The 24163-nt window shown below is 57.5% G+C and carries 21 protein-coding genes, 1 tRNA gene and 1 pseudogene; 13 read left to right on the plus strand and 10 right to left on the minus strand.

Features of this window, described 5'->3' with window-relative positions; genetic code table 11:
- From WCE46_RS02825 to WCE46_RS02845, 5 genes and pseudogenes are all read right to left on the minus strand, one after another.
- Positions 1-787: pseudogene (locus WCE46_RS02825) on the minus strand (FMN-binding glutamate synthase family protein); the annotation flags it as partial.
- A gap of 202 nt (positions 788-989) precedes the next feature.
- On the minus strand, positions 990-1730 hold the full coding sequence (locus tag WCE46_RS02830) for a heparan-alpha-glucosaminide N-acetyltransferase (RefSeq protein ID WP_424732191.1): 741 nt from the start codon (positions 1728-1730) through the stop codon (positions 990-992).
- A 124-nt stretch (positions 1731-1854) separates the two neighbouring features.
- A tRNA-Leu gene (locus tag WCE46_RS02835) sits at positions 1855-1939 on the minus strand.
- Positions 1940-2008: 69 nt separating this feature from the next.
- On the minus strand, positions 2009-3661 hold the full coding sequence (locus tag WCE46_RS02840; RefSeq protein WP_424732226.1) for an AMP-binding protein: 1653 nt from the start codon (positions 3659-3661) through the stop codon (positions 2009-2011).
- Between the two features lie 674 nt (positions 3662-4335).
- On the minus strand, positions 4336-6003 hold the full coding sequence (locus tag WCE46_RS02845) for an AMP-binding protein (RefSeq protein WP_424732192.1): 1668 nt from the start codon (positions 6001-6003) through the stop codon (positions 4336-4338).
- Between the two features lie 189 nt (positions 6004-6192).
- Between WCE46_RS02845 and WCE46_RS02850 the strand changes: the two genes are divergently transcribed.
- The gene (locus WCE46_RS02850; RefSeq protein WP_424732193.1) at positions 6193-6747 is read left to right on the plus strand and encodes a TATA-box-binding protein; all 555 of its coding nucleotides are present in this window, start codon (positions 6193-6195) and stop codon (positions 6745-6747) included.
- Positions 6748-6924: 177 nt separating this feature from the next.
- Here WCE46_RS02850 and WCE46_RS02855 read toward each other — a convergent pair whose 3' ends face one another.
- The 5 genes from WCE46_RS02855 to WCE46_RS02875 all read right to left on the minus strand — a co-directional run bounded on the left by WCE46_RS02855 (position 6925) and on the right by WCE46_RS02875 (position 12855).
- Complete coding sequence (locus WCE46_RS02855; protein ID WP_424732227.1) at positions 6925-9648, minus strand: DEAD/DEAH box helicase; 2724 nt, start codon at positions 9646-9648, stop codon at positions 6925-6927.
- On the minus strand, positions 9608-10396 hold the full coding sequence (locus WCE46_RS02860; RefSeq protein WP_424732194.1) for a metallophosphoesterase: 789 nt from the start codon (positions 10394-10396) through the stop codon (positions 9608-9610). Before WCE46_RS02860 ends, WCE46_RS02855 begins: the two co-directional genes overlap by 41 nt.
- Positions 10393-11187, minus strand: coding sequence for a hypothetical protein (locus WCE46_RS02865; protein ID WP_424732195.1), 795 nt, complete (start codon positions 11185-11187; stop codon positions 10393-10395). The genes WCE46_RS02860 and WCE46_RS02865 overlap by 4 nt, the downstream gene beginning before the upstream one ends.
- 85 nt (positions 11188-11272) lie before the next feature.
- The gene (locus WCE46_RS02870; RefSeq protein ID WP_424732196.1) at positions 11273-11806 is read right to left on the minus strand and encodes a tetratricopeptide repeat protein; all 534 of its coding nucleotides are present in this window, start codon (positions 11804-11806) and stop codon (positions 11273-11275) included.
- Positions 11807-11832: 26 nt separating this feature from the next.
- Positions 11833-12855 (minus strand): DUF3821 domain-containing protein, encoded by a 1023-nt coding sequence (locus WCE46_RS02875; protein WP_424732197.1) that lies wholly within the window; start codon positions 12853-12855, stop codon positions 11833-11835.
- Positions 12856-13020: 165 nt separating this feature from the next.
- On the opposite strand from WCE46_RS02875, the gene WCE46_RS02880 reads away from it, so the two are divergent.
- The 12 genes from WCE46_RS02880 (at position 13021) to WCE46_RS02935 (ending at position 24149) form a co-directional block, all read left to right on the plus strand.
- Complete coding sequence (locus tag WCE46_RS02880; RefSeq protein ID WP_424732198.1) at positions 13021-13989, plus strand: replication factor C small subunit; 969 nt, start codon at positions 13021-13023, stop codon at positions 13987-13989.
- 9 nt (positions 13990-13998) lie between these two features.
- The gene (locus WCE46_RS02885; protein ID WP_424732228.1) at positions 13999-16110 is read left to right on the plus strand and encodes a minichromosome maintenance protein MCM; all 2112 of its coding nucleotides are present in this window, start codon (positions 13999-14001) and stop codon (positions 16108-16110) included.
- 16 nt (positions 16111-16126) lie between these two features.
- Positions 16127-16504 (plus strand): dihydroneopterin aldolase family protein, encoded by a 378-nt coding sequence (locus WCE46_RS02890; protein ID WP_424732199.1) that lies wholly within the window; start codon positions 16127-16129, stop codon positions 16502-16504.
- The gene (locus WCE46_RS02895; RefSeq protein WP_424732200.1) at positions 16476-17303 is read left to right on the plus strand and encodes a TatD family hydrolase; all 828 of its coding nucleotides are present in this window, start codon (positions 16476-16478) and stop codon (positions 17301-17303) included. Before WCE46_RS02890 ends, WCE46_RS02895 begins: the two co-directional genes overlap by 29 nt.
- A 69-nt stretch (positions 17304-17372) precedes the next feature.
- Positions 17373-17666 carry a DUF424 domain-containing protein gene (locus WCE46_RS02900; RefSeq protein WP_424732201.1) on the plus strand — a complete coding sequence of 98 codons (294 nt, stop codon included), beginning with the start codon at positions 17373-17375 and terminating at the stop codon, positions 17664-17666.
- Between the two features lie 3 nt (positions 17667-17669).
- Positions 17670-18710 carry a 60S ribosomal export protein NMD3 gene (locus WCE46_RS02905; RefSeq protein ID WP_424732202.1) on the plus strand — a complete coding sequence of 347 codons (1041 nt, stop codon included), beginning with the start codon at positions 17670-17672 and terminating at the stop codon, positions 18708-18710.
- 9 nt (positions 18711-18719) lie between these two features.
- Complete coding sequence (locus WCE46_RS02910) at positions 18720-19598, plus strand: class I SAM-dependent methyltransferase (RefSeq protein ID WP_424732203.1); 879 nt, start codon at positions 18720-18722, stop codon at positions 19596-19598.
- Positions 19595-20761, plus strand: a complete 1167-nt coding sequence (coaBC, locus tag WCE46_RS02915) for a bifunctional phosphopantothenoylcysteine decarboxylase/phosphopantothenate--cysteine ligase CoaBC (protein ID WP_424732204.1) — start codon at positions 19595-19597, stop codon at positions 20759-20761. Before WCE46_RS02910 ends, coaBC begins: the two co-directional genes overlap by 4 nt.
- Before the next feature lie 83 nt (positions 20762-20844).
- Complete coding sequence (locus WCE46_RS02920) at positions 20845-21711, plus strand: pantoate kinase (RefSeq protein WP_424732205.1); 867 nt, start codon at positions 20845-20847, stop codon at positions 21709-21711.
- Positions 21708-22439, plus strand: a complete 732-nt coding sequence (locus WCE46_RS02925) for a 4-phosphopantoate--beta-alanine ligase (RefSeq protein WP_424732206.1) — start codon at positions 21708-21710, stop codon at positions 22437-22439. The genes WCE46_RS02920 and WCE46_RS02925 overlap by 4 nt, the downstream gene beginning before the upstream one ends.
- Positions 22402-23424 (plus strand): AAA family ATPase, encoded by a 1023-nt coding sequence (locus WCE46_RS02930; protein ID WP_424732207.1) that lies wholly within the window; start codon positions 22402-22404, stop codon positions 23422-23424. The genes WCE46_RS02925 and WCE46_RS02930 overlap by 38 nt, the downstream gene beginning before the upstream one ends.
- Entirely contained in the window at positions 23421-24149 is a 729-nt protein-coding gene (locus WCE46_RS02935) for a methyltransferase domain-containing protein (RefSeq protein ID WP_424732208.1), read from the plus strand. Before WCE46_RS02930 ends, WCE46_RS02935 begins: the two co-directional genes overlap by 4 nt.
- Positions 24150-24163 lie beyond the last annotated feature (14 nt).

The following is a 24163-nucleotide window of genomic DNA, read 5'->3' on the forward strand; positions in this document are numbered from 1 at the left end:
GGTTTTCTTTTAACGTCGGATCGGGAAGAACGATGTAGCCCCGGTTTTTGAGTTCTAGGGCCCGTTCGAGCGAGGGGACTTTGATCTCGCCGCCGATGCATTTTGCTCCCTGGCCCCACTTGATCTCAATGGTGTCGAGGTTGTGCTTTGAGGACACGTACTCCGCGACCCCGAGCCGGGTATCTTCGACGTTCATCTGGACAAGAATTTCCCCAAAGCCTTCGTTGAATTTTTGGTAGGTAGTGATCCGCCGGTCCATCTCGGGGGACTCGCTGATCCCGCCTTTTGCATCGAGTTTCAGCCCCGGATCGACGCCGCAGACGTTCTCACCGCAGACGAGCGTGATACCGGCAATGGCGGCGCCGACAGCGAAATGTTCCCAGTTGACCCGTGCGATCTCCGTGGACCCGAGTGCCCCGGTAAAGATTGGGAGGCGCATCTTTACTTTTTTGTCCCAGCCGTACTCGGTCCCGGTATCAACGGCCGAGAAGACCGCTGTGTCGGGACTGGCATCCATGTCTTCAGGGAGACCTTTTGCGCCGACGGCATATCCCTGGATGTTGAGGTGGGAATAGTCTATGGGATAATTCTTGTCGGCCCCTGCTGTGATCCCGCCAAACGGGCCGGGATACAGGACCTCCCTTCCCCGAAAAGAAGAGAGCCAACTCTCGCAAGCGCCTTTACATCCGTCCATGCACCTGGTACAGATGCCGGAACATGGAACGACGCTCCGCGACCGGTTGACGGTACCTGTTGCCTCATTTGCATTGGGTTGTCTCAGATTCATGATCTTTCACCACCGTTTGTGCAGATTCAGTTCGGCTGGATATCGCGTCTCTTAAAAAGATCCCGAACCGCCATCTGCGAGTGCCCCGCCTGGCATAAACGGCCGGATCCCTGATAATGGGAGATTTTCTATGACTGAATATAAATGATTGTATCTGGTTTTTGGCAGCGTCTAAAAAAAATAGTCAGGGCCTGCGAGGCCATTACAGGATAGGAGCACCGGTTGCCAGGTACAGGAGAAGGAGGATCACCGGCTGGTGTACCAGGTAGATTACAAGTGAGTGACGGCTAAGGAAGGTGACCGGTGCGATCGATCGCTCGGGAAGTTTCGGGAGTGTCCACCGCCGCTCTCCCCCGGGATAGGCAAACTCCCCTGCTGCCATACCGATCAGCACGAGTCCCATCCATGGGAAAATCGGTGTATAATCGACGCTCCAGAAGGTGAGCGGGTGGATGCCAAAGACTAAAAGTCCCATCGGTCCGGGGATTGTCGCGAGGATCCATCCCAGAACTATAAAGACGACCCCGATCACCGCGTTCCAGGTGCGGAACCGGAAAAAGAGCGGTGAGAGCATGACTGCGACCCCGATCAGGTGGAGGATACCAAAGATAACAAAGCCCTCCTGCAGGTACCACCATGTTGCAATTGTTACCAGAAGCCCGCAGCAGAAGATCCCGGCGCCCCGCACCAGGAATTTGACCGTCAGCGCCCGGCCGTGAAGGCGCGATACGGCACGGGCATGGCTGATCGCAAGCGAGACACCAACGACAAGCAGGAAGAGCGAGGCCGTGGCATACGCAAAATACCTCCAGAACCCGTCAGAAACATCGATCTGCATGATCCGGAAGAATGAGAGATCAAAAAGGGAATGGAAGATAATCATCATCATGATGGCGATACCCCGGAGAAGATCGATCTCAGGATACCGTGCCGTGCCGCGCATGTGTAGTGGTACAATCGCTCCCGGACTCTGATATGTGTTTTTGTAAAAACCGGGTGAGCGCGGAGAATTCTTTTACTGGCGGATAACTTGCAAAAAGCTGGAAACCTGCCCCTTTTTAGAAAAGTGCGAGGGATGGGATTCGAACCCAAGAACTCCTGCGAGACCAGGCCCTGAACCTGGCGCCGTTGACCTGGCTTGGCTACCCTCGCGCCTGTATAGATTATGTTCCCGGTTTAATAAATGTAGGGGGAAAATGGTTCGGGTGACGGGACAGGAGGTTACCTCTTCTGCCCGCTTGCGTACCGCCTGAGTTCCCGTTCCCGCAATTCGATCCTGCGGATCTTTCCGGAGATGGTTTTTGGGAGGGAATCAACGAACTCAATCGCTCTTGGGTACTTGTAGGGGGCTGTGACCTTTTTGACATGGTTCTGGAGTTCCCGGATCAGCGGTTCCGACGGCTTCACATCCGGTTTTAAGATCACGAACGCTTTCACGATCATACCACGGATATCATCAGGCGATCCGATGACAGCTGCCTCCTGCACGGCCGGGTGCTCGATGAGCGCACTTTCGACCTCAAACGGCCCGATCCGGTAACCCGATGCCTTGATCACGTCGTCGTCGCGGCCGATGAACCAGAAGTACCCGTCCTCATCCTTGTAGGCTTTGTCTCCTGTGTAGTACCAGCCGTTCACAAACGATTTTTTGTTCTCTTCGGGATTGTCATAGTATTCCATGAACATCCCGACCGGCCGTGGTTCGATTTTAATTGCAATCCGCCCCTCTTCATGAACGCCGACCGGTTTTCCGTGGTCATCGTGAAGCTCGATCACCCAGCCGGGCGCGGGTTTGCCCATCGAACCGAACCGTGCCTCCATGCAGGGAAATGTTCCGATACAGAGCACGGTCTCGGTCTGGCCGTACCCTTCGTAGATGGTCAGGCCCGTCGCCTCTTTCCAGGCTTTTATGACCTCAGGGTTGAGCGGCTCACCGGCACTCACGCAGTGCCGGAGCTCGGTGAAGTCGAACTTGTCGAGATCGGCAAGGATCAGCATCCGGTAGATCGTGGGCGGGCAGCAGAATGTCGAGATTCCGTATTTCTCAATAAGCGGAAGGAGCTCTGTCGCGTTGAACCGGCCCCTGACATCGTAGACAAGGATTGCCGCCCCTTCGAGCCAGGGTCCGTACAGTTTGCCCCACGCGCTCTTCCCCCATCCCGTGTCGGAAAACGTGAAGTGAAGATCATTGGAATGGATGTCGTGCCAGAACCGGGAGGTGACGATATGGCCAAGCGCGTAGCTCTGGCTGTGCAGGACCATCTTTGCCTCTCCTGTAGTTCCCGAGGTAAAAAAAATCAGCATCGGGTCGGTCGCCTTGGTCTTTTTCATACCGGTGAGGTTGACCAGTTTTGCCGAGACCGGTGCCGGGTAATCGAGTTCGACCGGGTAACTGATCCAGTGCTCGCGCTTACCGTCAACAAGGAACCGGCATGTCAGGGACGGGCATTCGGCGGCAATGGAATCGATCTTGTCGGCATGTTCCTCTGAGGTGATCACCATCTTGATCTCTGCAGCGTTAATCCGGTATTTCAGGTCGTGCGGTGTGAGCATGGTCGGGGCCGGGCAATAGACTGCGCCACGCTTGATAAGGGCGATTGTTGCGATCCACCACTCCGGCACACGGGGCAGCATGATGAGGACCCGGTCGCCCTTGTTGACGCCGTACTTGATGAGCATGTTCACGACCTGGTTGGAGAGCCTCATCAGGTCCCAGAACGTGAACTTCTTCTCCACGCCTTTCTGGTTCGTCCAGATCATCGCAAGCTTGTTTCGGTCTTTCTTTGCCCAGGCATCGACCACGTCAAATCCGAAGTTAAAGTACTCAGGGACATCGATGCGGAAGTCCCGGTACGTCGCATCGTAGTCCTGCATGTTTGGCCCGGCCGAACCGGGTTCAGGTATTACGCATGCGAGGGTTGGTGCATCTGTGGTCAGATGGCTGGTGCAGGCTTCCGCGATCCAGTCGGAGCGCGAGAGCTTCCGTTGTTCGCAGATCTTGTCGATATTTTCCGTTAAGGTATCATCCATGGAAACCGAATACCGCACCATGCGTGATCTGTTTGGTGGTGCAGTTTATGAGGATTTTGTTTTTTACTGCACCATATCTCTATTGCACATGAGAGGATTCAAAAGTTATTTCCTGCCAAATCGCTATCGTAAATTTCTCGTACAGGTTGGTGCACCATACAACAACAGGTTCAGTTACGAAAAAATTATCAGAGCCTCTCGTGTTCTACGCGGAAATTTACTGTGCCGGCCCATCCTATGTGAAGATGTTGTACGGTATTGAAATCTGAAACGGCCCGGAAAATGTGGGCGTGAAAAAGTTCCAACAAAAAATTATTGGCGCGAACTATTGAAAACCCGGATCTTCTGTGACTGCAAAAATAAAAACCGGTGTTTTTGGCTATGGAAACCCGACAGCTAAAATTTTCGGACAAAATTTAAGAGGGCCACAAAAAAACAGGGACACAAGTATCCCCCCTTGCACCCTTGCGGATCATTTGGCAATGGAGCGCTGACCTTGTGTCGTGTCAACTCCCGGTTTATTTGAATTCCCGGAATTTCCTTAATTCTTTCTCGCGCAGCTCGGCTCTCCGGATCTTGCCGGAATGGGTCTTGGGGAGTTCGGTAACAAATTCAATCTCCCTCGGGTACTTGTACGGTGCTGTCGTGCGTTTCACGTAACTCTTGATCTCTTTTACCAGCATTTCTGAGGGTTCGTACCCCTTGTTCAGGACAACAAATGCCTTGACAATCAGGCCACGGATCCGGTCAGGGGCGCCCACGACTGCCGCTTCCTGCACGGCCGGGTGCTCGATAAGCGCACTCTCGACCTCAAACGGTCCGATCCGGTAACCGGATGATTTGATCACATCATCGTCGCGGCCGATGAACCAGAAGAACCCGTCTTCGTCCCTGTATGCCTTGTCGCCGGTGTAATACCATCCGTTCACAAACGATTTTTTGTTCTCTTCAGGATTATCGACGTATTCCACAAGGAGTCCGGGTGGCGGGGGATTACAGCAGATTGCGATCCGTCCCTCTTCGCGGACGCCGGCCGGTTTTCCATTATCATCGTGGATCTCAACATTCCACCCGGGCGAGGGTTTCCCCATCGAGCCGGGTTTTACTTCAAGGCAGGGAAACTCGGCAACGCAGCAGCAGGTCTCGCTCTGGCCATAGCCTTCCCGGATGGTAAGCCCGGTTCCCTCTTTCCAGACCCGGATCACTTCGGGGTTGAGCGGTTCGCCGGCGCTCGTGCAGTGGCGCAGGGAGGAGAGATCGAACTTATCGAGATCGGCGAGGATCAGCATCCGGTAGATCGTCGGCGGAGCGCAGAACGTCGTGATCTGGTACTTTTCAAGCAGGGGCAGGATCTCTGTTGCGTTGAATTTCCCGGTAAAGTTGAACACAAAGAGGCATGCCCCCTCAATCCACTGCCCGAAGATCTTGCCCCACCCGCACTTCGCCCAGCCGGTATCGGTGACCGTGAAGTGCAGGTCGTTGTGCCGGACGTCCTGCCATAACCGTGCGGTAACGATCTGGCCCAGGGGATGGCCGTGGTTGTGGAGTACCATCTTTGGCTCTCCCACGGTGCCTGATGTGAAATAGATCAGCATCGGGTCGGTGCTTTTTGTCCGGTTCGTGTCAGGGATGCTTACAGAATGGTGCGATACCGGCGCCGGGTAGAGAAGCTCGTAGGGCCAGCTTGCCCAGCCTTCAAGTTCCCCGTCAACCACAAAACGGCAGGTAAGCGTCGGGCACTCGTTGCAGATCTCCTCGACCTTACTCGCATTTTCAAGATTGGTAATAACCATCCGGAACTTGCCTTTATTGACCCGGTATTTGATGTCCCTCGGGGTGAGCATGGTCGGGCAGGGACAGAAGACTGCGCCGAGCTTGATGAGCGCGACAACAAAGATCCACCACTCGGGGATCCGGGGGAGCATGATCAGGACCCGGTCACCTTTGTTGATCCCGTACTTCAAAAGGACATTTGCTGCCTGGTTTGAGAGGTTTGACATGTCGAGGAAGCTGAATTTTTTCTCTTCCCCCTGCTGGTTTGCCCAGATCATTGCGAGTTTGTTTCTGTCCTTTTTTGCCCAGGCATCGACGACATCAAATCCGAAGTTAAAATATTCGGGAACCTCGATTGAGAATGTCTCCTTTGCCTGTTCGTAATCTTCCATGTTGTGCCGGTCTTCACCCATAAAATCAGCCTGAATATTGCCGGAATATTGATGGTAGTCCCATTTCAATCTGTCTTTTCCTCACGGCTGCCTGCCGGCACCACGCCCGGCTTTTCTCTTTCCCGCGAACAGTTTCCCGTCAGAGGATAATGTGAGGAACATAAAGATTCTCCATTAGTATTATGATTCGATACACTGCATAGTATAGAGATGGCTGATAAACGGTACGATTCATTGAAAATTGAGAATGTCGTGGCTTCAGGAGTCATCGCCGAGTCCATTGATCTCAACATGGTATCCAGTAAGATCAAAAGCTGCGAGCTCAACACGAAAAGGTTCCCCGGTGCGGTCTACCGTATCGCGGAACCGAAAATTGCATCCCTGATCTTTTCCTCAGGTAAAGTAGTGCTGACCGGCCTCCGTGATAACAAGGCACTGGAAGACGGACTTGCGATTATCATAAAGAACCTCAAGGAAGCCGGTGTCGACACGCTCGATGTTCCCCGGGTTGCGGTCACCAATATCGTCTGTTCCTATGATATTGGCAAGTATATCAACCTCAACAAGGTTGTTGTTACCCTCAACCTCGAAAATATCGAGTACGAACCCGAGCAGTTCCCGGGCCTCGTGTACCGTATCAAGGATCCAAAGATTGTCGCACTCCTCTTCTCTTCCGGTAAGATCATCCTGACCGGCGGGAAAAATCTTGAAGATATCAAAAAAGGCCTCGATTTCCTCGAACAGAAGCTCGAAAGCATCATGTAATACGGGTGCCGGTTTCGTACCTGCACCACGATCTTTTTTTTACCTGCTCATCAGGAAAAATCTTTTATCCCGCCGGGAATCCCATCCACTGCGGCTGTCCTGTCGTCCTGCACGTTCTAAAAAAAATTCCATGGCAGGTTCTCTTGGGACATCCCGTGAATGACTAAAATGGTAAATTTACGCCCAGTAGCGGTGTGTCTGGATGAAGTTTCGTTCTGCCCTGAGGATCTCGCGGTAGAACGCATCGCCATCAGCGAGGGTCGCAAGGATCCGGGACGCGTTTTCGGGCCCCACCCCGCGTGCCGAGAGAGCGATCACTGCTTTTTTTCCGCTCGAAAGCACGATGTTTGCATTCCGGAGCAGACGCTGCTCGACGGCCCGCTCTTCCGGGGTTTTCTTTGTTTTTGAGACCACCACATACGTCTCGGCCTCATAGGGCTTGATCGCGGCGATCAGCCGGGCGCCGCATTTCGGGCATTGGGGCTGGTCCGGCACCCGCGAGACAACCGTGCGGCTTTTCCAGTCCCGGCAGTTCATGCAGGCGAGCACAACCTCATCCTGGTCGAGCCGGCGTTTCAGGGTCGAGAGCACGGCCTGGTCTGCGGTCGGCGGCGGGATCTGGTCGCGGGAGGAGAGGATGCCGTCAGCCCCGATAATTGAATGGGGGCCGATGGCGACCTCGATGGTGCCCTCCTTAATCATGCTCACCACCTGGGCCGCGGCATCTACGTCCATGTAACTGGACAACAACTCGCGGTACGCTTCCTGCTGGACGACCGTGTTGTCGAAATAGTCGAGCAGGCGCTGGATGCTGATCTTCTCGTAGTCCGCATCCGGGTCTATCGCCCCAAACTTCTTTGCGATCTGCACCAGTTTCCACTTAAAGAGCGCCGTGCGCTTGAGGGCGAGTTTGAGGATACCGGGCATATGGGCGGGTTCAAGGGAGAGGAGGAAATCACGGACATCTGCGGCACGGATTGCGGAAGGCAGGCGCAGCAGGATCCGGTACGCGTCCAGTTCGATCCCCACCGTGGTTCCGTACCGTGCGGAGATCAAAATCGAGAGCACGCGGCCGAGTGCCTCGTTTGCCTTGTGGCCGGCGCAGACGTTGCAAACCACACCATCGTCGATGTTCTCGAACGTGATGAGCCGGTCAGTCGGGATTTTGCACCGGTTCTTTTCCATCTCGGAGAGGATGTGTGCGGCAAATGCGACACTCTCTTTTTCTTTTGTGTATTCTCCCGTGGTGCGCTCGCGCCTGATTGCGCCGACCTCGCGGGCGACCGCGAACGGGACCGGGATCTGCTCGCCTTCCCATGAGGGGAGCTCACCGATCGCTTTCTTTGCCGGTTCAACAGTGAGCCGCCCGTCATTCATCTCCAGAACCCGCCAGAGCTGGCCCTTGGTGATGAAGACCGCGCCGGTGTGTACCCAGCCGACAACAAACGATTCGTCCAGCGTACCTACGGTCCGGCGCGATACCATGTCGAAGATCGGGATCTTGCGCTCGTCATGGATCATCGAGAGGTTCCCCGAGAGGTAGCGCCGGGCCCGGGAGGTCGTCACGATCCGGCTGCCATCGATCCGGATAAGCCGGTGCTCTTCGAGCTGGGTGCAGACCTCGTCAAGCAGTGTCCCGCACGCAGCAAAGATTGCGGTCCGCTCCACGATATTACGGACCCGCGAGCGTTCGATCTCGCCGTATTCCACGGCAATAGCAGCGATCTGGTTGGCGAGCACATCGCCAGCATTCGTATCGGGGACCACCGGCTCGATCTCGTTTGCTTTTGCCCGCCGGGCGATCACAAGCGATTCCAAGAGGTCGTCAAACCCTGTCGCGAGGATCGTGCCGCGCGAGATGGTGTTGAGCTGGTGACCGGCCCGGCCGACTCTTTGTACCAGCCGGGCGACCTCTCTGGGGGATCCGAACTGGATTACATGGTCGACCCGGCCGATATCGATCCCGAGTTCCATGGATGAGGTGCAGATGAGGGTCCGGATCTCCCCTTTCTTGAACCGCTCCTCGGCATCGATCCTGATCTCCTTTGAGAGCGAGCCGTGGTGCACCTCCACGTCGCCCCGGGCATAAAGGGCATGGCCGAGCGCTTCGGCGGTCACCCGGGTGTTGACAAAGACGAGCGTCGAACCTTCGTGCCCGAGCAGCCGGTCGAGCGCCTGCACCTGGTGCTTGAAGTTGTCGCCGACAAAACTGACGGTGATCTCCAGCTGTTTTGCGACCGGCACCTGCACGATCTCGCAGGGCCGCTCCCCGCAGAGGAACCGTCCGATCGTCTCCGGGTTCCCGACTGTCGCGGAGAGCCCGATGCGCTGGAACTCCCCGGCATACTCCGCGAGGCGTTCGAGCGCGACCGTGAGCTGCGCCCCCCGCTTGCTCCCGGCCATCTCGTGGATCTCATCGATGATCACAAACTTCACGTTCTCGAGGTGCTTCTTAAGGCGCTTTCCCATGAAAAGTGCCTGGAGCGTTTCCGGGGTCGTAATGAGCAGGTCGGGAGGCGAGAGCGCTTGCTTCCTCCGCTCGCCCATAGGAGTATCACCATGCCGGACACCCACGGTCAGACCCAGTTCGTGGCACCACCACTCCATCCGCGCGAGAATATCCCGGTTAAGGGAACGCAGGGGCGTGACATAGATCGCCTTGAACCCGCCACCCGCCGGCATCTTGAGGAGCGCGTCGAAGACCGGGAACATCGCGCTCTCTGTCTTGCCGGTGCCGGTAGGGGCGATCAAAATGAGGTTTTTCCTTGCAAGGACAAGGGGGATCGCCTGCTCCTGTGCCGGGGAGAGCCGGGTAAATCCCCGTTTCCTGATACACTCCCGGACATGGCTGTCGAGCAGCTCAGACACCACGACGGTCACCTTCTTTTTCCTCACCTGCATCATCGTCCAGCAGCATCGCGAGCGGGCCGATGTAGGTTCCATCGGCAAGAATGATCTCCGCATTGTCCTGTTTCATGCACCGCGAGAGCGGTGAGAACGGGTCGCGGGCGATTTTGATGATATCATAGCCGGCAATCTCGTTGAACGCGGGCACAAAGAGGGCCCGGACAATGACCGGCCCGGTCCGGTCCGGTATTTTGAGACCGAGGGCCTTTTCATCGACTGCCGCTCGCAGGTATGCCGGTGCCTGGAGGGAACACCCTACCTCATCGTGCAGGCTGACCTGCGGGTGGTGGTGGCCGGTAATAATGAGGTGCCCCCCGAGATCAGGCGCCGGGTACGTGTGGCCATGGAGGTACGCGATATTATCGATGACTGCGCCCTCCTTTGGCTGGAGTTCTCCCTGTTCGAGGAATCGTTCGATACCGATGTCATGGTTCCCTGGGAAGACAAGGATCGGGATGCGACTTCGGATAGTACCGAGGATGCCCGGGATCTCCGCCCATTCCTGCCGGGTAAGAGCGGGAATACTGTGCTTGACGTCCCCGAGAAGGATAAGCCGGTCGGGTTTTGCGGCATCGATGGTCCGCATGAGACGGGCAAGGCGTTCGTTGCTGTGGCTCTTGAAGTGCATGCCGTGTGCCGCGAGATCGGCCTCGATCCCGAAGTGGAGGTCAGCAACGATCAGCAGGCGCTCGGTGTTCTCAATGACAAGCGCCGGGCCGTCCTTTATAAATTCCAGTTTCATAGCGGTTTGACGTATCCTTTCTGGGGCTGGTAACAATCGTCATTGGTTACCAGCGTCCCGATCGCGGCAAGCACCGCGTCCTGCGTATATCCCCCACCGACCGCTTCCTCGATCACATCCTGGACTGCCACGCCACGGGGGCCGCTTTTTGCGCGGATAATATCCAGGATGATCGCGCTGATGTCGGCCTGTGTGGCCGGTGGTGCCGTTGAAACGGTACGGATGCTGGCAAGCGCACCTTCGGCCATAGCAGCCATCTCCCTGAGCCGGTCCCGGGTAAGCCCGTAGTGCCGGATGACGCTGCATGCCCGCGAATCGCTGGTGTTTCCCTCAAGAGCAGCAAGCAGCTGTTCGAGCCGGGCAATTGTCACATCCGCAGTGCCCGTGATCCAGCGGTCGCGGACGGCCCGGTCGATCACCTGCACGTAACCGGGCCGGACCGAGACTGCAACCCGGGCGTTTCTTTGGTACAGCTGAGCGGTTCCGGTGACTGCGATAAAGGATGGCACCGGGATCGCGTGGAGCTGCTCCGTGATCGCGGCCCGCCGCCCGCCGCTGACAACGTCGAACGCCCCGGTCGGGTCAGCGAGCCGGCAGTGCAGAACATCGGCGGTTTCAATGACTTCTGTGAGCGCGCCGCAGAGGTACACCGACCGGCACCACGCCCCGCCCGGGGTTACGACCCATGCAGGGCTCCCTGCATCATCAGCCGGCACTGAAAATGTCGAGCCGGAAAAGTCTCCGGCAAATACCCGCGCTGCCCCTTCCATGATTGTGATTAGTACTTGCAAAAGAGATGTATTCAAAGTATAGGCGGTGATAAAAGGCCGGGGTTTGTGGGCTACACAACCCCGGTGTCTGATTGAAAAAATTGTATTACGGGTGTTTCAGGGTCGGGTCAAGTGCGGTTGCATTTGCATACGCAGCATTTGCTTCTTCACTCCGTCCCAGTGCCTGCAGGGCGTTAGCCTTGTTGTACCAGGCAATGGACCGCAGGGTTGTGAGGTTTCCTGGCGTGTTGATTGCGACATCTGCTGCGGCAATTGCATCATTGTAACGGCCCAGTTCAACAAGGATTCCTGCGCGGTTTGACTGGATCAGGGGTGTGAGGGAACTGACGTTTTGCGCGAGTGCCTCGTCTGCGGCTGCCAGGGCGTCGTTGTAGTTCCCGGCATTTGCCAGATCCACACTCTTTGTGTACAGTGCGCCGGCCGATGTGAATGATGGGGTAGTATTTGCCGATGTATTAACCGGTGCTCCTGCTCCGAAAGGGCCCTGCTTTGTCAGGACAACCCCGGCAATCGCCGCGATGCAGATAACAAAAACAATCCCGATTGCAATAACCGCTTTTCGCGAGATCTTCTTTTTCTCCGGCTGGGTTTTCCGGCTTTTGCCGCTGGTCTGACTCATCTGTTAAAAAAGGGAGAGGTGGACGATTAATACTTCCGTTTCGCCGCAAGAGCGAGAGCCGCGATGCCAAGGCCGATGAGGGCAATTCCAGCCGGCAGCGGGGAATAGGTGGTCTTTTTCGCGATAACCGTTACGGTCGGCTGCACGGTTGCCTGCTGCGTCAGGGTCGTTGTCTGTGGTGTTGTGTTGGTTGCGGTCGCCCCGGAAGGTGCCGTCAGAGAGGGCACGATGGTCGGGGTGGTGGCAGGTGTATCCGGGGTAAAGGTGACGGTCTTGTCCCCGCTTGTCACCGTTCCGAAAGCCGCAGCGCCGCTGTAACTGCTGCTCATCTGATTGAGGTTCTGCGTGACCACAAATGTGTAGCTCCCGGTCTGGTATGCGTTGCTGCCATCGGTACCTTTAGCGTTCCGGTCCCATGCAGGGCCGTTAATCCAGGTATACGGCGAGGACTTGATCACCGGTGCGCTGTCAAATGGTATGATCTGGGTGGTCGGCGCTCCAAGGTTCCCGGTATAGATCTGGGGGATATTTGCTCCAGAGGGCGACGTAAGTGTTACGGTAAAGAAACTGTCTGAAGGGTTATAATTGGGACGTTCTGTATAGTTAAGCGCCATATACAGGTTCGTAGTGATCCGGTAGGTAATATTCGTGGACATCGGGACTGACTGGCCGGTGATATCCGTGTTCGTATCCACATCCCAGACCGAGAGATCGATCTGGGGATTATACAGGACAAAGACCGGGACATCGGGTTTTGTGTCGTGCGTGTACCAGGTGCCGGTATATCCGGTGAAAATCGCAGGGTCTATGTAATACGAGGTTACATCCCCGGAAATCGTCACAGTCTTTACCGGATCCCCGCTCCGGTCAGCACCCTCCGGCCACCATGCAATAACGGTGTGTCCGTTCAAGCATGCGGTGAGATCCAGATTGTGCTCTCCGATAAAAACCGGCGCACCATTAATGATCTTCGTCAGGCTTGCCGTGGCCGGGACGAAAATAATGCAGATGAGAAGGAGAAAAACAAGGGAGATTCGGCTTGGTATCATGAAAAGTAATTTCAAAACTCTTATGATAAAGATTATTACATTCTATTGATACCCAAAGACATTTTTCGGCCCGGGTCCGTATGCCCGGATGCACCAGACACGTTGTGCAGGAAAAAACACATAGTCCAAAGACAACCTAGTCAGTACACAGCAGGATGATTGAGTATGGACGAGACCCACACCATCTGGATCGAGAAATACCGGCCGGCAAGACTGGCAGATATTGTCGGGCAGGACGAGATAGTCGAGCGGCTCTCATCCTACGTAAAGTCTGGCAACCTCCCGCACCTCCTCTTTACCGGGAGTGCCGGCGTGGGAAAGACAACGGCAGCTGTCACCCTTGCCCGGGAGTTCTTCGGTGAATCCTGGCGGATGAACTTCCGCGAGCTCAATGCGTCCGACGAGCGCGGGATCGATGTGGTGCGCAACCAGATAAAGGAGTTCGCCCGAACCAGACCCGCCGGGGAGGAGGCATTCAAGATCCTGTTTCTTGACGAAGCCGACGCGCTGACGACCGATGCGCAGGCTGCGCTGCGCAGGACCATGGAGAGCTACGCAAAGACCTGCCGTTTCATCCTTTCGTGCAACTATTCCTCGAAGATTATCGACCCGATCCAGAGCCGGTGTGCGATCTACCGGTTCCGGCCTCTCGCCCCGCAGGCAGTAAAAGAAGAGATTGGTCGGATCGCGGCAAAGGAGGGCCTGAAGGTGACGCCCGGTGCGATGGATGCGATGGTCTATATCGCGCAGGGTGACATGCGCAAGGCTATAAACGCCCTGCAGGGTGCCGCGATCATCAGTACGACGATCGGGGAGTCTATGGTCTATGCCATCACCTCCAATGCCCGGCCGGATGAGATCGAGGAACTCCTCCGTCTGTCCCTTGCCGGGGAATTTGACGGGGCCGAGTCCCTGCTGATGCAGCTGCTCCACGAGCGGGGGATTGCCCCGAATGAACTGATCAACCAGTGTTACCGGGCGCTCGTGAAACGCACGATGGACCGGGGGCTCAAGGTGGAACTGATCGATGCCCTTGGAGAGACTGATTTCCGGCTCTCTGAAGGAGCTGGCGGCGACATCCAGATGGAGGCGCTGATCGCCCGGTTCGTGCTTGCCAGCACAAAGAAGCGGTGAGGGGGAATGATGGACAAGGCGCCCGAACTACACCAGGGGGACCGGGCTGACGACTGGGGACGTTTCCTCAAAAGCCGGTACAAGAAGGAGCTCGGCGAGATCTCGCGTCTCTTCCCGCACAAGCGTTCGCTGTTTATCGATTACCGGCAGATCGAGCGGTTCGGGAAAGCGGGTATCACCCTTGCCGATGAACTCGTCGAAAACCCGGGAAAGGTGCTCGAAGATGTCTGGGATGCGATCAAAAACGACCAGCTGATCCGGACCAAGGATGGCAAAGAGCCAAAAGGTATCAACATCCGGTTCACGAACCTCCCAAAGAAGACCGCAATCCGTGAAATCCGTTCCGATGACATCAACAAATTTATTTCGGTCGAGGGTATCCTGCGGAAGACTACCGAGGTGCGACCCCGGATCGTGGAAGCGGTCTTCAAGTGCCCGGCCGGTCACTTCACCAAAAAGACCCAGAAATACGGTAAGTTCATCGAGCCGGATGGCTGCGCAACGGATGGCTGCACGTTCAAGAAACTTGAGCTGATCCCCAAACGCTCCACGTTTGTCGACTCCCAGAAACTCCGGGTGCAGGAATCCCCCGAGGGCCTGCGGGGCGGCGAACAGCCGCAGACGCTTGATGTCGATGTGACCGACGACCTCTCGGGAATGGTCGCACCGGGTGACCGGGTCGTGATCAACGGCATCCTCCGCTCCATGCAGCGGGTTGTCAAGGGTGAGAAGCACACGGTCTTCGATATCTTCCTCGAATGCAACTCGATCGAGATCGCTGAAAAGGAGTTCGAGGAGGTCGAGATCGATGAGAAGGCGGAGGACGAGATCAAAAAACTGTCCTGCGATCCGATGATCTACCGGATGGTCACCCATTCGATCGCCCCCACGATCTACGGAAACGAGGACGTCAAGGAGGCGATCACCCTCCAGCTCTTCGGCGGGATTGCAAAGGAGATGCCGGACGGGACTCACCTGCGGGGCGATATCCATGTGCTCCTGATTGGCGATCCGGGTATCGCAAAGAGCCAGTTGCTTCGTTACGTCGTGAAGTGCTCGCCGCGTGCGATCTACACAAGCGGCCAGTCATCGACATCCGCCGGTCTCACGGCGACGGCAGTCAAGGACGAGTTCGGTGAAGGACGCTGGACCCTTGAGGCAGGAGCGCTCGTGCTCGCCGACATGGGCATTGCCGCCGTCGATGAGATGGACAAGATGCAGAAGGAAGACCGCTCCGCGCTCCACGAAGCGATGGAACAGCAGTCCATCAGCGTAGCAAAGGCCGGCATCACCGCGACGCTCAAGTCCCGGTGTGCGCTTCTCGGGGCGGCTAACCCCAAGTACGGGCGATTCGATATGTACGGCGACATCGCCGACCAGATCAACATGCCCCCCTCCCTCCTCTCCCGATTCGATCTGATCTTTATCATGACCGACCAGCCGGAGCAGAAACGGGATCTCGCTATCGCCGAGCACATCCTCAAGGCGCACGGTGTAGGTGAACTCATTGCCCAGCACAAGAAAACGCCCATCCCCGGGGTCACGCAGGAGTTCATCGACCAGCAGCTCAAGCCGGTCATGCCGGATATTGATCCTGCATTTTTCCGGAAGTATGTCGCGTACTCCAAACGTACCTGTTTTCCTATCCTCTCTGCGGAGGCAAAGGAGGCGATTGTCGGTTACTACCTCAAGCTCAGAGGAATCGCGGAGCCCAACAAGCCGGTCCCGGTAACGGCCCGGCAACTGGAGGCACTCGTCCGGCTTGCAGAAGCGAGCGCCCGGATCCGGCTTTCGAACAAGATCGAGGTGGCCGACGCGGAGCGTGTGATCCATATCGTGGATGCCTGCCTGCGCCAGATCGCGTACGATGCAAAGACCGGCAACTTCGACATCGACAAGGTGGCGACCGGTATCTCCAAGGAGAAGCGCGACATTGTCCGGGTGATCAAGGATGCGATCCGGGATATCGGCGGCGAGGGACGGCGCGCCGCTATCGAGCAGGTGATCGAGGCAGTCTCCTCAAAGGGCTTTGCACATGACAAGGTGCGGGAAGGTATCGACATGCTCCTGCGGCATGGCGAGGCCATGGAACCAAAGCAGGGGATTATCCAGCTGATCTAAACCGGGGGAAAACGGGATGAAGCAGGCACGGGGAACCGAAAAAATGAGCGATCGCGAACGGGCCGTCTTTGAGGCCGGGATCAAACTCGGGGCGCTCTACCACCAGTGGGTCGGGACGCCTATCTCGCAGGAGTCGGCAGCGAGCGTTGAAACGGCCATCGAAAAAGCCGTGATCCTCCAGCCGTTTGTCGAGGAGATTACGGTGAGGCTCGACCGTTCCGTAATGAAAAAGAATGTATTCGGGTACAGCGAACTCTCCGGTCTGATGTTTGATGTGGAGATCGTGACCCGGGTTGGATTCTCGTACTGCCGGGCCGCTCTTGCACCGGAAAATGGCTACCCTCTCATGAGGATCGTGGAGTGCCATGAGATCGCGCCTCTTTCCGATCACTGACGATCATATCCATTTCGATCCAGTGAATGGGCGCGGGGTCGAAGCGGCAAAGGATTTTCTGCACGCGGGCGGGACGCATATATTCCTTGTTTCAAAACCCTCGTGGTCGCTTGGGATCGTACCGGTTTCCGGCGCCGATTACGCGAAAGTTTTTGACGAAACGCTCCGTGTCGCGGAAATGATCCGGGAGACCGGCATTGTGGTCTTCCCCATCCTTGGCGTGCACCCGGCCGAGATCAGCCGGCTTGCCGAGCGCATGTCCCTTTCCGAAGCAGTCGACGTGATGAAAGACGGGCTTGACTGCGCGGCAGGCTACGTCAAGGATGGCCGTGCCGTGGCGCTCAAGAGCGGGCGGCCGCATTACGAAGTAAGTCCTGAGGTGTTTGCGGCTTCAAACGAAGTGCTTTCTCACGCGCTTGAACTTGCTGCAGGATACCGGTGCGCCCTCCAGATCCATGCGGAGAGCGGGCCGTGTGCCGATGTCGTGGACATGGCGGATGCTGTGGGCATGCCGATCGGGCGCGTGGTCAAGCACTACGGCTCACCCGAGACACCGCTTCACCCCTCGCTTGTCGCTCGGCACGAGGCGGTACCGGTCCTTGCGCGTGAGCGCCGGCCGTTTACGATGGAAAGCGATTTTATGGACGAAAATTCGCGGCCCGGCGCTGTCACCGGCCCAAAATCAGTCCCGCGGATCACAAAGAAACTCCTCGAGTCCGGGGTGATCACCGAGGATGACTGCTGGCGTATCCACGGTGAGACCCCGGAAAAAGTCTATGGTGTCAGGATCACGCTTTGACAGTACCTTTGTGCGTGACGTGGTTTCGTTCCCATCTTTTATCTGGTGGCTCGGCAAAAGAGCTGATCAATGTTTCTCAAAATCCACCGGTCACCCGGGACGGGTGACGTGGTTGCGGTCTGCGACCGCGAACTGCTCAATACGACCATCACTGACGGGGATCTCAAGGTAACCGTATCGGAATATTTCTACGGCGGCGCTCCCGTGGACGAGGCTGCGGTTACACACGCCCTGAGCAAGGGTGATAACGCCAATCTCATGGGTGAACGTTCAGTCGGTGTAGCGATAAAACTGGGCCTTGTCTCCAAAGCCGATTGCATCATGATCGGCAGTGTGCCACACGTCCAGATCTACAGGTTTTAAACCATGACAATTCAGGACCGGTTCTGCCCGAAATGCGGCAAACCCTTGGAGACGGATGGGTTCTGCCCGAGCTGCCGGGCGGCAGATACCCCGTGGGCTGAATGCGATACGCGGGTGGCAGCCACCCACTGCCCCAGCTGCGGTGCGACCAAGCAGGTGAACACATGGACAGATACCGACCGTGAACAGGCAGAGATTGCACCCGAACTTGCGCGGAGTGCAGTACACTTTCACCAGGATGTGAAGAAACGCGCTATCGCCGTTGAGGTGCGCGACATCAGCCCCAACCGGTCCCGTGCCTACCTCACGATCACCGGAACCCTGTACGGGCTTTCCATGGAGAAGACCTGCACGGTCGAACTGGTCTGGCACAAGGAGCAGTGCGATCGGTGCAACCGGATCACCGGCAGTTATTACGAGGGGATCGTGCAGGTGCGTGCGGACGAACGCGACTTGAGTCCATTTGAACTGGAGTCGGCGGCAGCCATCGCAACCCAGATTGAGGAATCCCTCATTGCAGGGGGCGAGCGGCTCTCTTTTATCTCTGATACGACGGTGAACCGGGATGGCCTTGACATCACGGTCGGCTCACAGCATATCGGCCTTATGATCGTGCAGGCAATAACGGCGCAGTTTGGTGGAAAGTACACGACCCATCCGAAACTTGTCGGGGAGAAAAACGGGCGGCAGCTCTTCCGTATCACGTATCTTGTCCGCCTGCCCCACTACCAGCGGCACGACGTAGTGAAACTCAAATCAACATATGTGGAAGTGGAGCAGGTGGACTCCCGCCGTGTGCGGGTCTTCGACCTGTCAGAGGGCCGGAGCCGCTCCATAAACGAGGATGAGATCCAGAGGCGGATTGGCAATGCGCGGAACGCGCAGCCGGCCCTTGTCGCGTTCATTGCGGGCGGGATGATGGGCATTCTCGACCCTGAGACCGGAGTCACAAAGGAAGTGCAGAAAAAACCGTGGCATGTGGCGAACGTCGGGGAGAACGTGCAGGTGCTCCGCGACGGGGACACCCTTATCGTCATGAGGTAACGGCATACTATGCGTGTGCGGGCAGTCAGGACGGATCAACTGGCAGCAGTCCGCGATGCAGACTGGGTCGATCCGGCCCGGCACCCTTACGTAGAAGGGGAGACTGCATGGGTACCGGTGAAAAAAGGATTTTCGTTCGAGCGAGAGCTGCCTGACCGCTGTACCTATGGCGGCCGTGGCTTTTTCATGCTGGGCGATGTGGCGGTCATCCACGGTACCCGGCCCACGCTGCAGGAAATAGAGGAGATCGTCAGCTTCCGACACCCGCACGGCGTGCTCTGGATCGAAGCGCTCGCTGGTGTGACCCGCACCCCGGAAACGGAGTGCCTGTGGGGGGACGTCGGTGAGGTATGCCACCGGGAGAGCGGGTATACGTACCATCTCGATCCCCGAAAGGTGATGTTTGCTCAAGGGAACCGGGACGAAAAGATGCGGATGGCACGGCTCGTCCGTGAGGGCGCAAAGGATGCCCGTGTCGCAGACATGTTTGCCGGTATCGGCTACTTCACGATCCCGATGGCGGGAAGCGGGGCCCGGGTCCACGCGATGGAGATAAACCCGGTTGCGTTCGGGTACCTGCAGCGGAATATCGCGGAAAACGGGCTTGGCGACCGGGTTGAGGCTGCCTGTGGGGACTGCCGCACGCTCCTCTCCGGTGACTATGACCGGGTCGTCATGGGGCATTTCGATGCGGCAACAATCCTGCCCGCAGTATTTCCCCATGTGCACGCCGGGAGTATCATTCACGTCCATAGCATCGGCGATGTGACAGAGGCGATTCTGGCCTCGGCTGAAGGCGCAGGTTTTTGTGCCTCCATCCATGTACATAAGGTAAAGAAATACCGCCCGCACATGTGGCACGTGGTGCAGGACGTGACCCTCGCATGACCGTACAGACCCTTGCCGGAAAAGAGATCGTGATTGGCGTAACCGGGAGCATCGCGGCTGTCGAAACGGTAAAACTGATCCATGCGCTGCGCAGGAAAGGCGCCACCGTCCAGCCGGTCATGAGCGCGGCGGCGCAGGGGATCATCCACTCCGATGCGCTTACGTACGCGAGCGGCAGGCCGACGATCACCCGGCTCTCGGGCATGGTGGAGCACGTGACATTCTGCGGCGACGGCGGGAGCGCGTCCCTCCTCCTCATCGCACCCTGCACGGCAAACACGATCGGGAAGATCGCGTGCGGGATCGATGACACCCCGGTGACTACCTTTGCGACAACAGCACTTGGGAGCGGGATGCCGGTCCTCGTGGTTCCCGCAATGCACTACAGCATGTACCGGCACCCGGCGGTTATCCGGAATATCAAAACCCTTGAATCGTGGGGAGTCGGGTTTTCCGGCCCGAAGATCGAGGAAGAGAAGGCAAAGATAGCCGATCGTGATGAGATCGTGCTCCGGTGCGAACGGGCGATCCTCGGCAACCCGCTTGCCGGAAAAAAGGTGCTTGTCACAAGTGGGGCGTGCCGCGAACCGGTGGATGATGTGCGGGTGCTCACGACCCGGTCGAGCGGCAGGATGGGCAAGGAACTCGCGCTCGAAGCATACCGGCTCGGCGCCGATGTCACTGTCGTCCACAGCGAGACCCTCCCATGCGTGCAGAATGTACCGGCTGAAACCTCTGGGGAGATGAGAGATGCAGTCGGGAACTACCTGAAAAAAGGGACTCCCGACCTGTATATCAGTGCGGCTGCCATCTCGGATTTCGCCCCAAAGAAGGTTGACGGGAAGATCGCAAGCGGGAAACCGGTCACTCTCGACATTTCCCCGCTCCCGAAACTGATCGACCGTGTCCTGAAGTACAAGACCCGGGTGATCGCGTTTAAGATCGGGAGGAAACCCCTGCCGGAGGCAAAGGCTCTGCTCGCACGCGGCGCGTGGATGGTAGTGACAAATACCCCGGAAAGCATGGGTACTGCCACCGGGTCCTACCGGGTTCTCTCCGGGAAGACAAAGACCGGTACCCCGGTTGCCGGGACAAAAGAGGAGATTGCAGCCCGGATCTGGCAGGAGATCCTGTCGGGTATGGAAAAAACCGGCCCCGCCTGACCGACCTCACACCTCAACCCCTGTTGAGCACAACTCCTAAAAAAGCCGGACGTCCAACAGTGTATGACAGGTACCAGACTGCAATGACACCTGCATCGGTTACAGCATTTTGCCCCGGCCACATATCAGGGTATTTTAAGAGAGTGGACGGGCGCGATCCGGCAACAACAGGGAGCCTTGGCGCTGGTATCGTTATAAGCGAGGGAGTGATGGCAACGGTAACACCGGCAGAGCGATCCTCCGTTGTCGTACGGGTGCGGTCGCGTGAAGGGGCGCCTGCGGAGGTCTCCCGCTCGTCCCCGCCCCTCGCATCGGCGCTTGAAAATCTGGGGGTATCCGTCGCTGTCGAAACCTCCTGCCGGCTCCCCATAAGCGCTGGCTTTGGTCTCTCGGCAGCGGCGCTGCTTGCCACGCTCACAGCCACAAACCGGCTTCTCGATCTCGGGCTGTCGGCCGATGAGATTGCCGAAGTGGCCCACGAGACCGAGGTCATTTTTCGCACCGGCCTTGGGGATGTCGCCGCATGCCAGGGTGGCGGGCGTGTGGTGAGGACCGGTCCCGGTATCCACGGGTCAATCCGCCGTTCTTTCGATCTTGACGCCCCGGTCTGTGCCGTCAGTTTCGGCCCGATCCATACGCCGGATGTGCTCGGTTCACCGGCGCAGATGGCACAGGTGTCCGCGGCGTTCCCTGAACGCCAGCCTGAAACCTTCACGGACTTTTTTGCCTGCTGCCGGGAATTTTCCGCAAAAAGCGGGCTTGAGACTCCTGCGGTGCAGCGTGTTCTTGCCGAATGCGACCGGCACCGCATCCCGGCCGCCATGACCATGCTTGGCGAAGGGATATTTGCCTACGGTGATCGTGCCTGCGATGTGCTCCGCCCGTTTGGTGAAGTGTACAAAATGGGTATGGCAGACGCCGGGGTCAGGATCGTGGAGGCTGTTGCATGATCCCAAAAGACCACCCCAGGTACACGTCGCTTGTCACCCGCGAACACCTCGCTGAATGTGCACGAAAAGGTATTGTCTCGTGGGAAGGACTTACCTCTCACGGGCGCGGCGAGGCGTTCGATTACCTGCTCGGTGAAAAAACAAGCAAAAGCGCCCGCCGGGCTGAACGCACGGCAGCCGCCCTTCTCCGCGCCGCGAGCCGCCCGGTCATCTCGGTGAATGGCAACACCGCCGCGCTTGCCGCACGTGAGATCGCGCTCCTCCAGAAGGCATGCGGTGCAAAAGTCGAGGTCAACCTCTTCCACCGGACCCCTGAACGCGTGCAGCAGATCGAAACCCTCCTCCGCGATGCGGGGGCCGACGTTTTTTCCGGTGAGGCCGAACGCCTGCTCCCGCTCTCGCACGACCGGGCCTTCTGCCGGCGCGACGGGATGTATGCAGCGGACGTGGTGCTCGTCCCGCTCGAAGACGGGGACCGGTGCGAGGTGCTCGTCGGCATGGGAAAAAAGGTGATTGCAATCGATCTCAATCCCCTCTCCCGCACCGCAAAGAAGGCGACCCTGACCATCGTTGACGAAGTGATCCGGGCCCTCCCGGTGATCACCGATGCCTGCATGTCGCTTACCGATGAAGAGTGCCGCGGTCTTGTCGCGGCGCTGGATAACCCTGCATTCCTGAAGGAAGCACGGGATGAGATGGCAGCGAGGCTTTGTCATGCTCTTGACTGAACGTTACCGCCCGGCGCGGCTTGAGGATATCCGGGGTCAGGACCGGGTCATAGAACTCCTTGTATCCTGCGCGGGCACCGGCACGATCCCGCACCTGATGCTCACCGGCCCGCACGGCACCGGGAAGAGCACAGCGATACGGTGTTTCGCAGAGCGGCTCTATGGTGAGAACTGGGAGGCGAACACATCGATCTTCCAGACCGCCGACCTCTTTTCGCAGGGGAAAAAACTTCTGGAAGAGGACGAGCGGTATGCCCACTTGTACCAGAAGAGCCAGAGCCTGATCGTGAATTTCAAGTATATCCTGAAATGGTATGCATCGATGCGCCCGCTCGATGCGGATTTCAAACTGATGGTCTTTGAGGATGCACATGCCCTGACCCGCGAGGCACAGCAGGGGTTGCGCCGGATCATGGAACAGTACAGCGGCACCTGTCGTTTTGTCTTCTCCACCACGAACCAGAGCGCGATCATCCCGGCGATCAGTTCGCGCTGCCTCCCGCTCTTCTTTGCGCCGGTAGCACTGGACGTCCTTCTTGCACAGCTCGCGGCGATCCGGGAGCGGGAACAACAGGATACGGCCTTCTCATGTTCAAATGACGACCTTGAACTGATTGCCGCGGCTGCGCAGGGAGACATGCGCAGGGCGATCCTGATGCTCCAGGCTGCATCTGAATCTGGTTCCTGCAACAACCTTGCCGAGTTGTCGCAGTCTGAAACCAGCACGGTCGCCGCCTCGGCGCTCGCACTCATAAAGTCCAGCGATCTCAAGGGAGGCATCCGCCAGCTTGAATCCCTGATGATCGATTACGGCCTCTCGGGCCGGGAAGTGCTCTCGGAGATCCGGACTATTGCCCACCGGGAGTACAACCACCCGCTGCTTGCATGTGCCCTCGCCGACGCAGATACCCGCCTCGGGCACGCGAACAGCGAGTATATCCAGATCGATGCCTTTGCAACCGGCGTAAAGGAGATATTCTCATGAGCACCGCAAAACAGGAGAAAATCCAGCAGCATTACGATGATATTGCTGACGTCTACGACACGCACTACGATTACCCGCGCGGGCGGTGCTACCATACGCATCTCAGCCGCCATGTGATGAAAGCCCTGCCCGAGGGTGGCGCACTCCTTGATATCGGGTGCGGCACCGGCCTTTTTGTCGAGAAATATCTCCATCATGGCGGGACCGCGGTGGGTATCGATCTGAGCCGGAACATGATCGGACGGGCACGCGGCCGCTGCGCATGCTGCGATTTTACCATGGGAACCGGGGAAGCCATCCCGTTCCGCGATCAGTCATTTGATGCGGTCTCAAGCATTCTCGTCTTTAGTTACCTGCGGGATCCTGAAGCCATGCTCGGCGAGGCATACCGGGTGCTGCGCCCGGGCGGTGCGATCTCGATCTGCACGCTCGGGAAAAAACTGCTTACCTCTGGCATACCGGCCATCTACCACATAAGCGAGAAGATCCGGGTAAAGCATGTCGTGATGAAGGATTTCGGTGAGCATTACTATGACGAACAGGAAATGTACGATCTCTTCAGCGAAGCCGGGTTCTGCGATGTCCGGATCAGCTGGTGCTCGTTTGCGCACATCGACATGATCGATCCGCTCTTCAACCTTGCACAAAGGGTGGAACCGTTCATCGAGCGCCGGCTCCCCCAGCTCGCGTATAACATCTGTGTGGATGCACGGAAACCCGAATGATCAAAGGAGTTTAT

The sequence above is a fragment of the Methanoregula sp. genome (genome assembly GCF_049690535.1).
Lineage (GTDB): Archaea > Halobacteriota > Methanomicrobia > Methanomicrobiales > Methanospirillaceae > Methanoregula.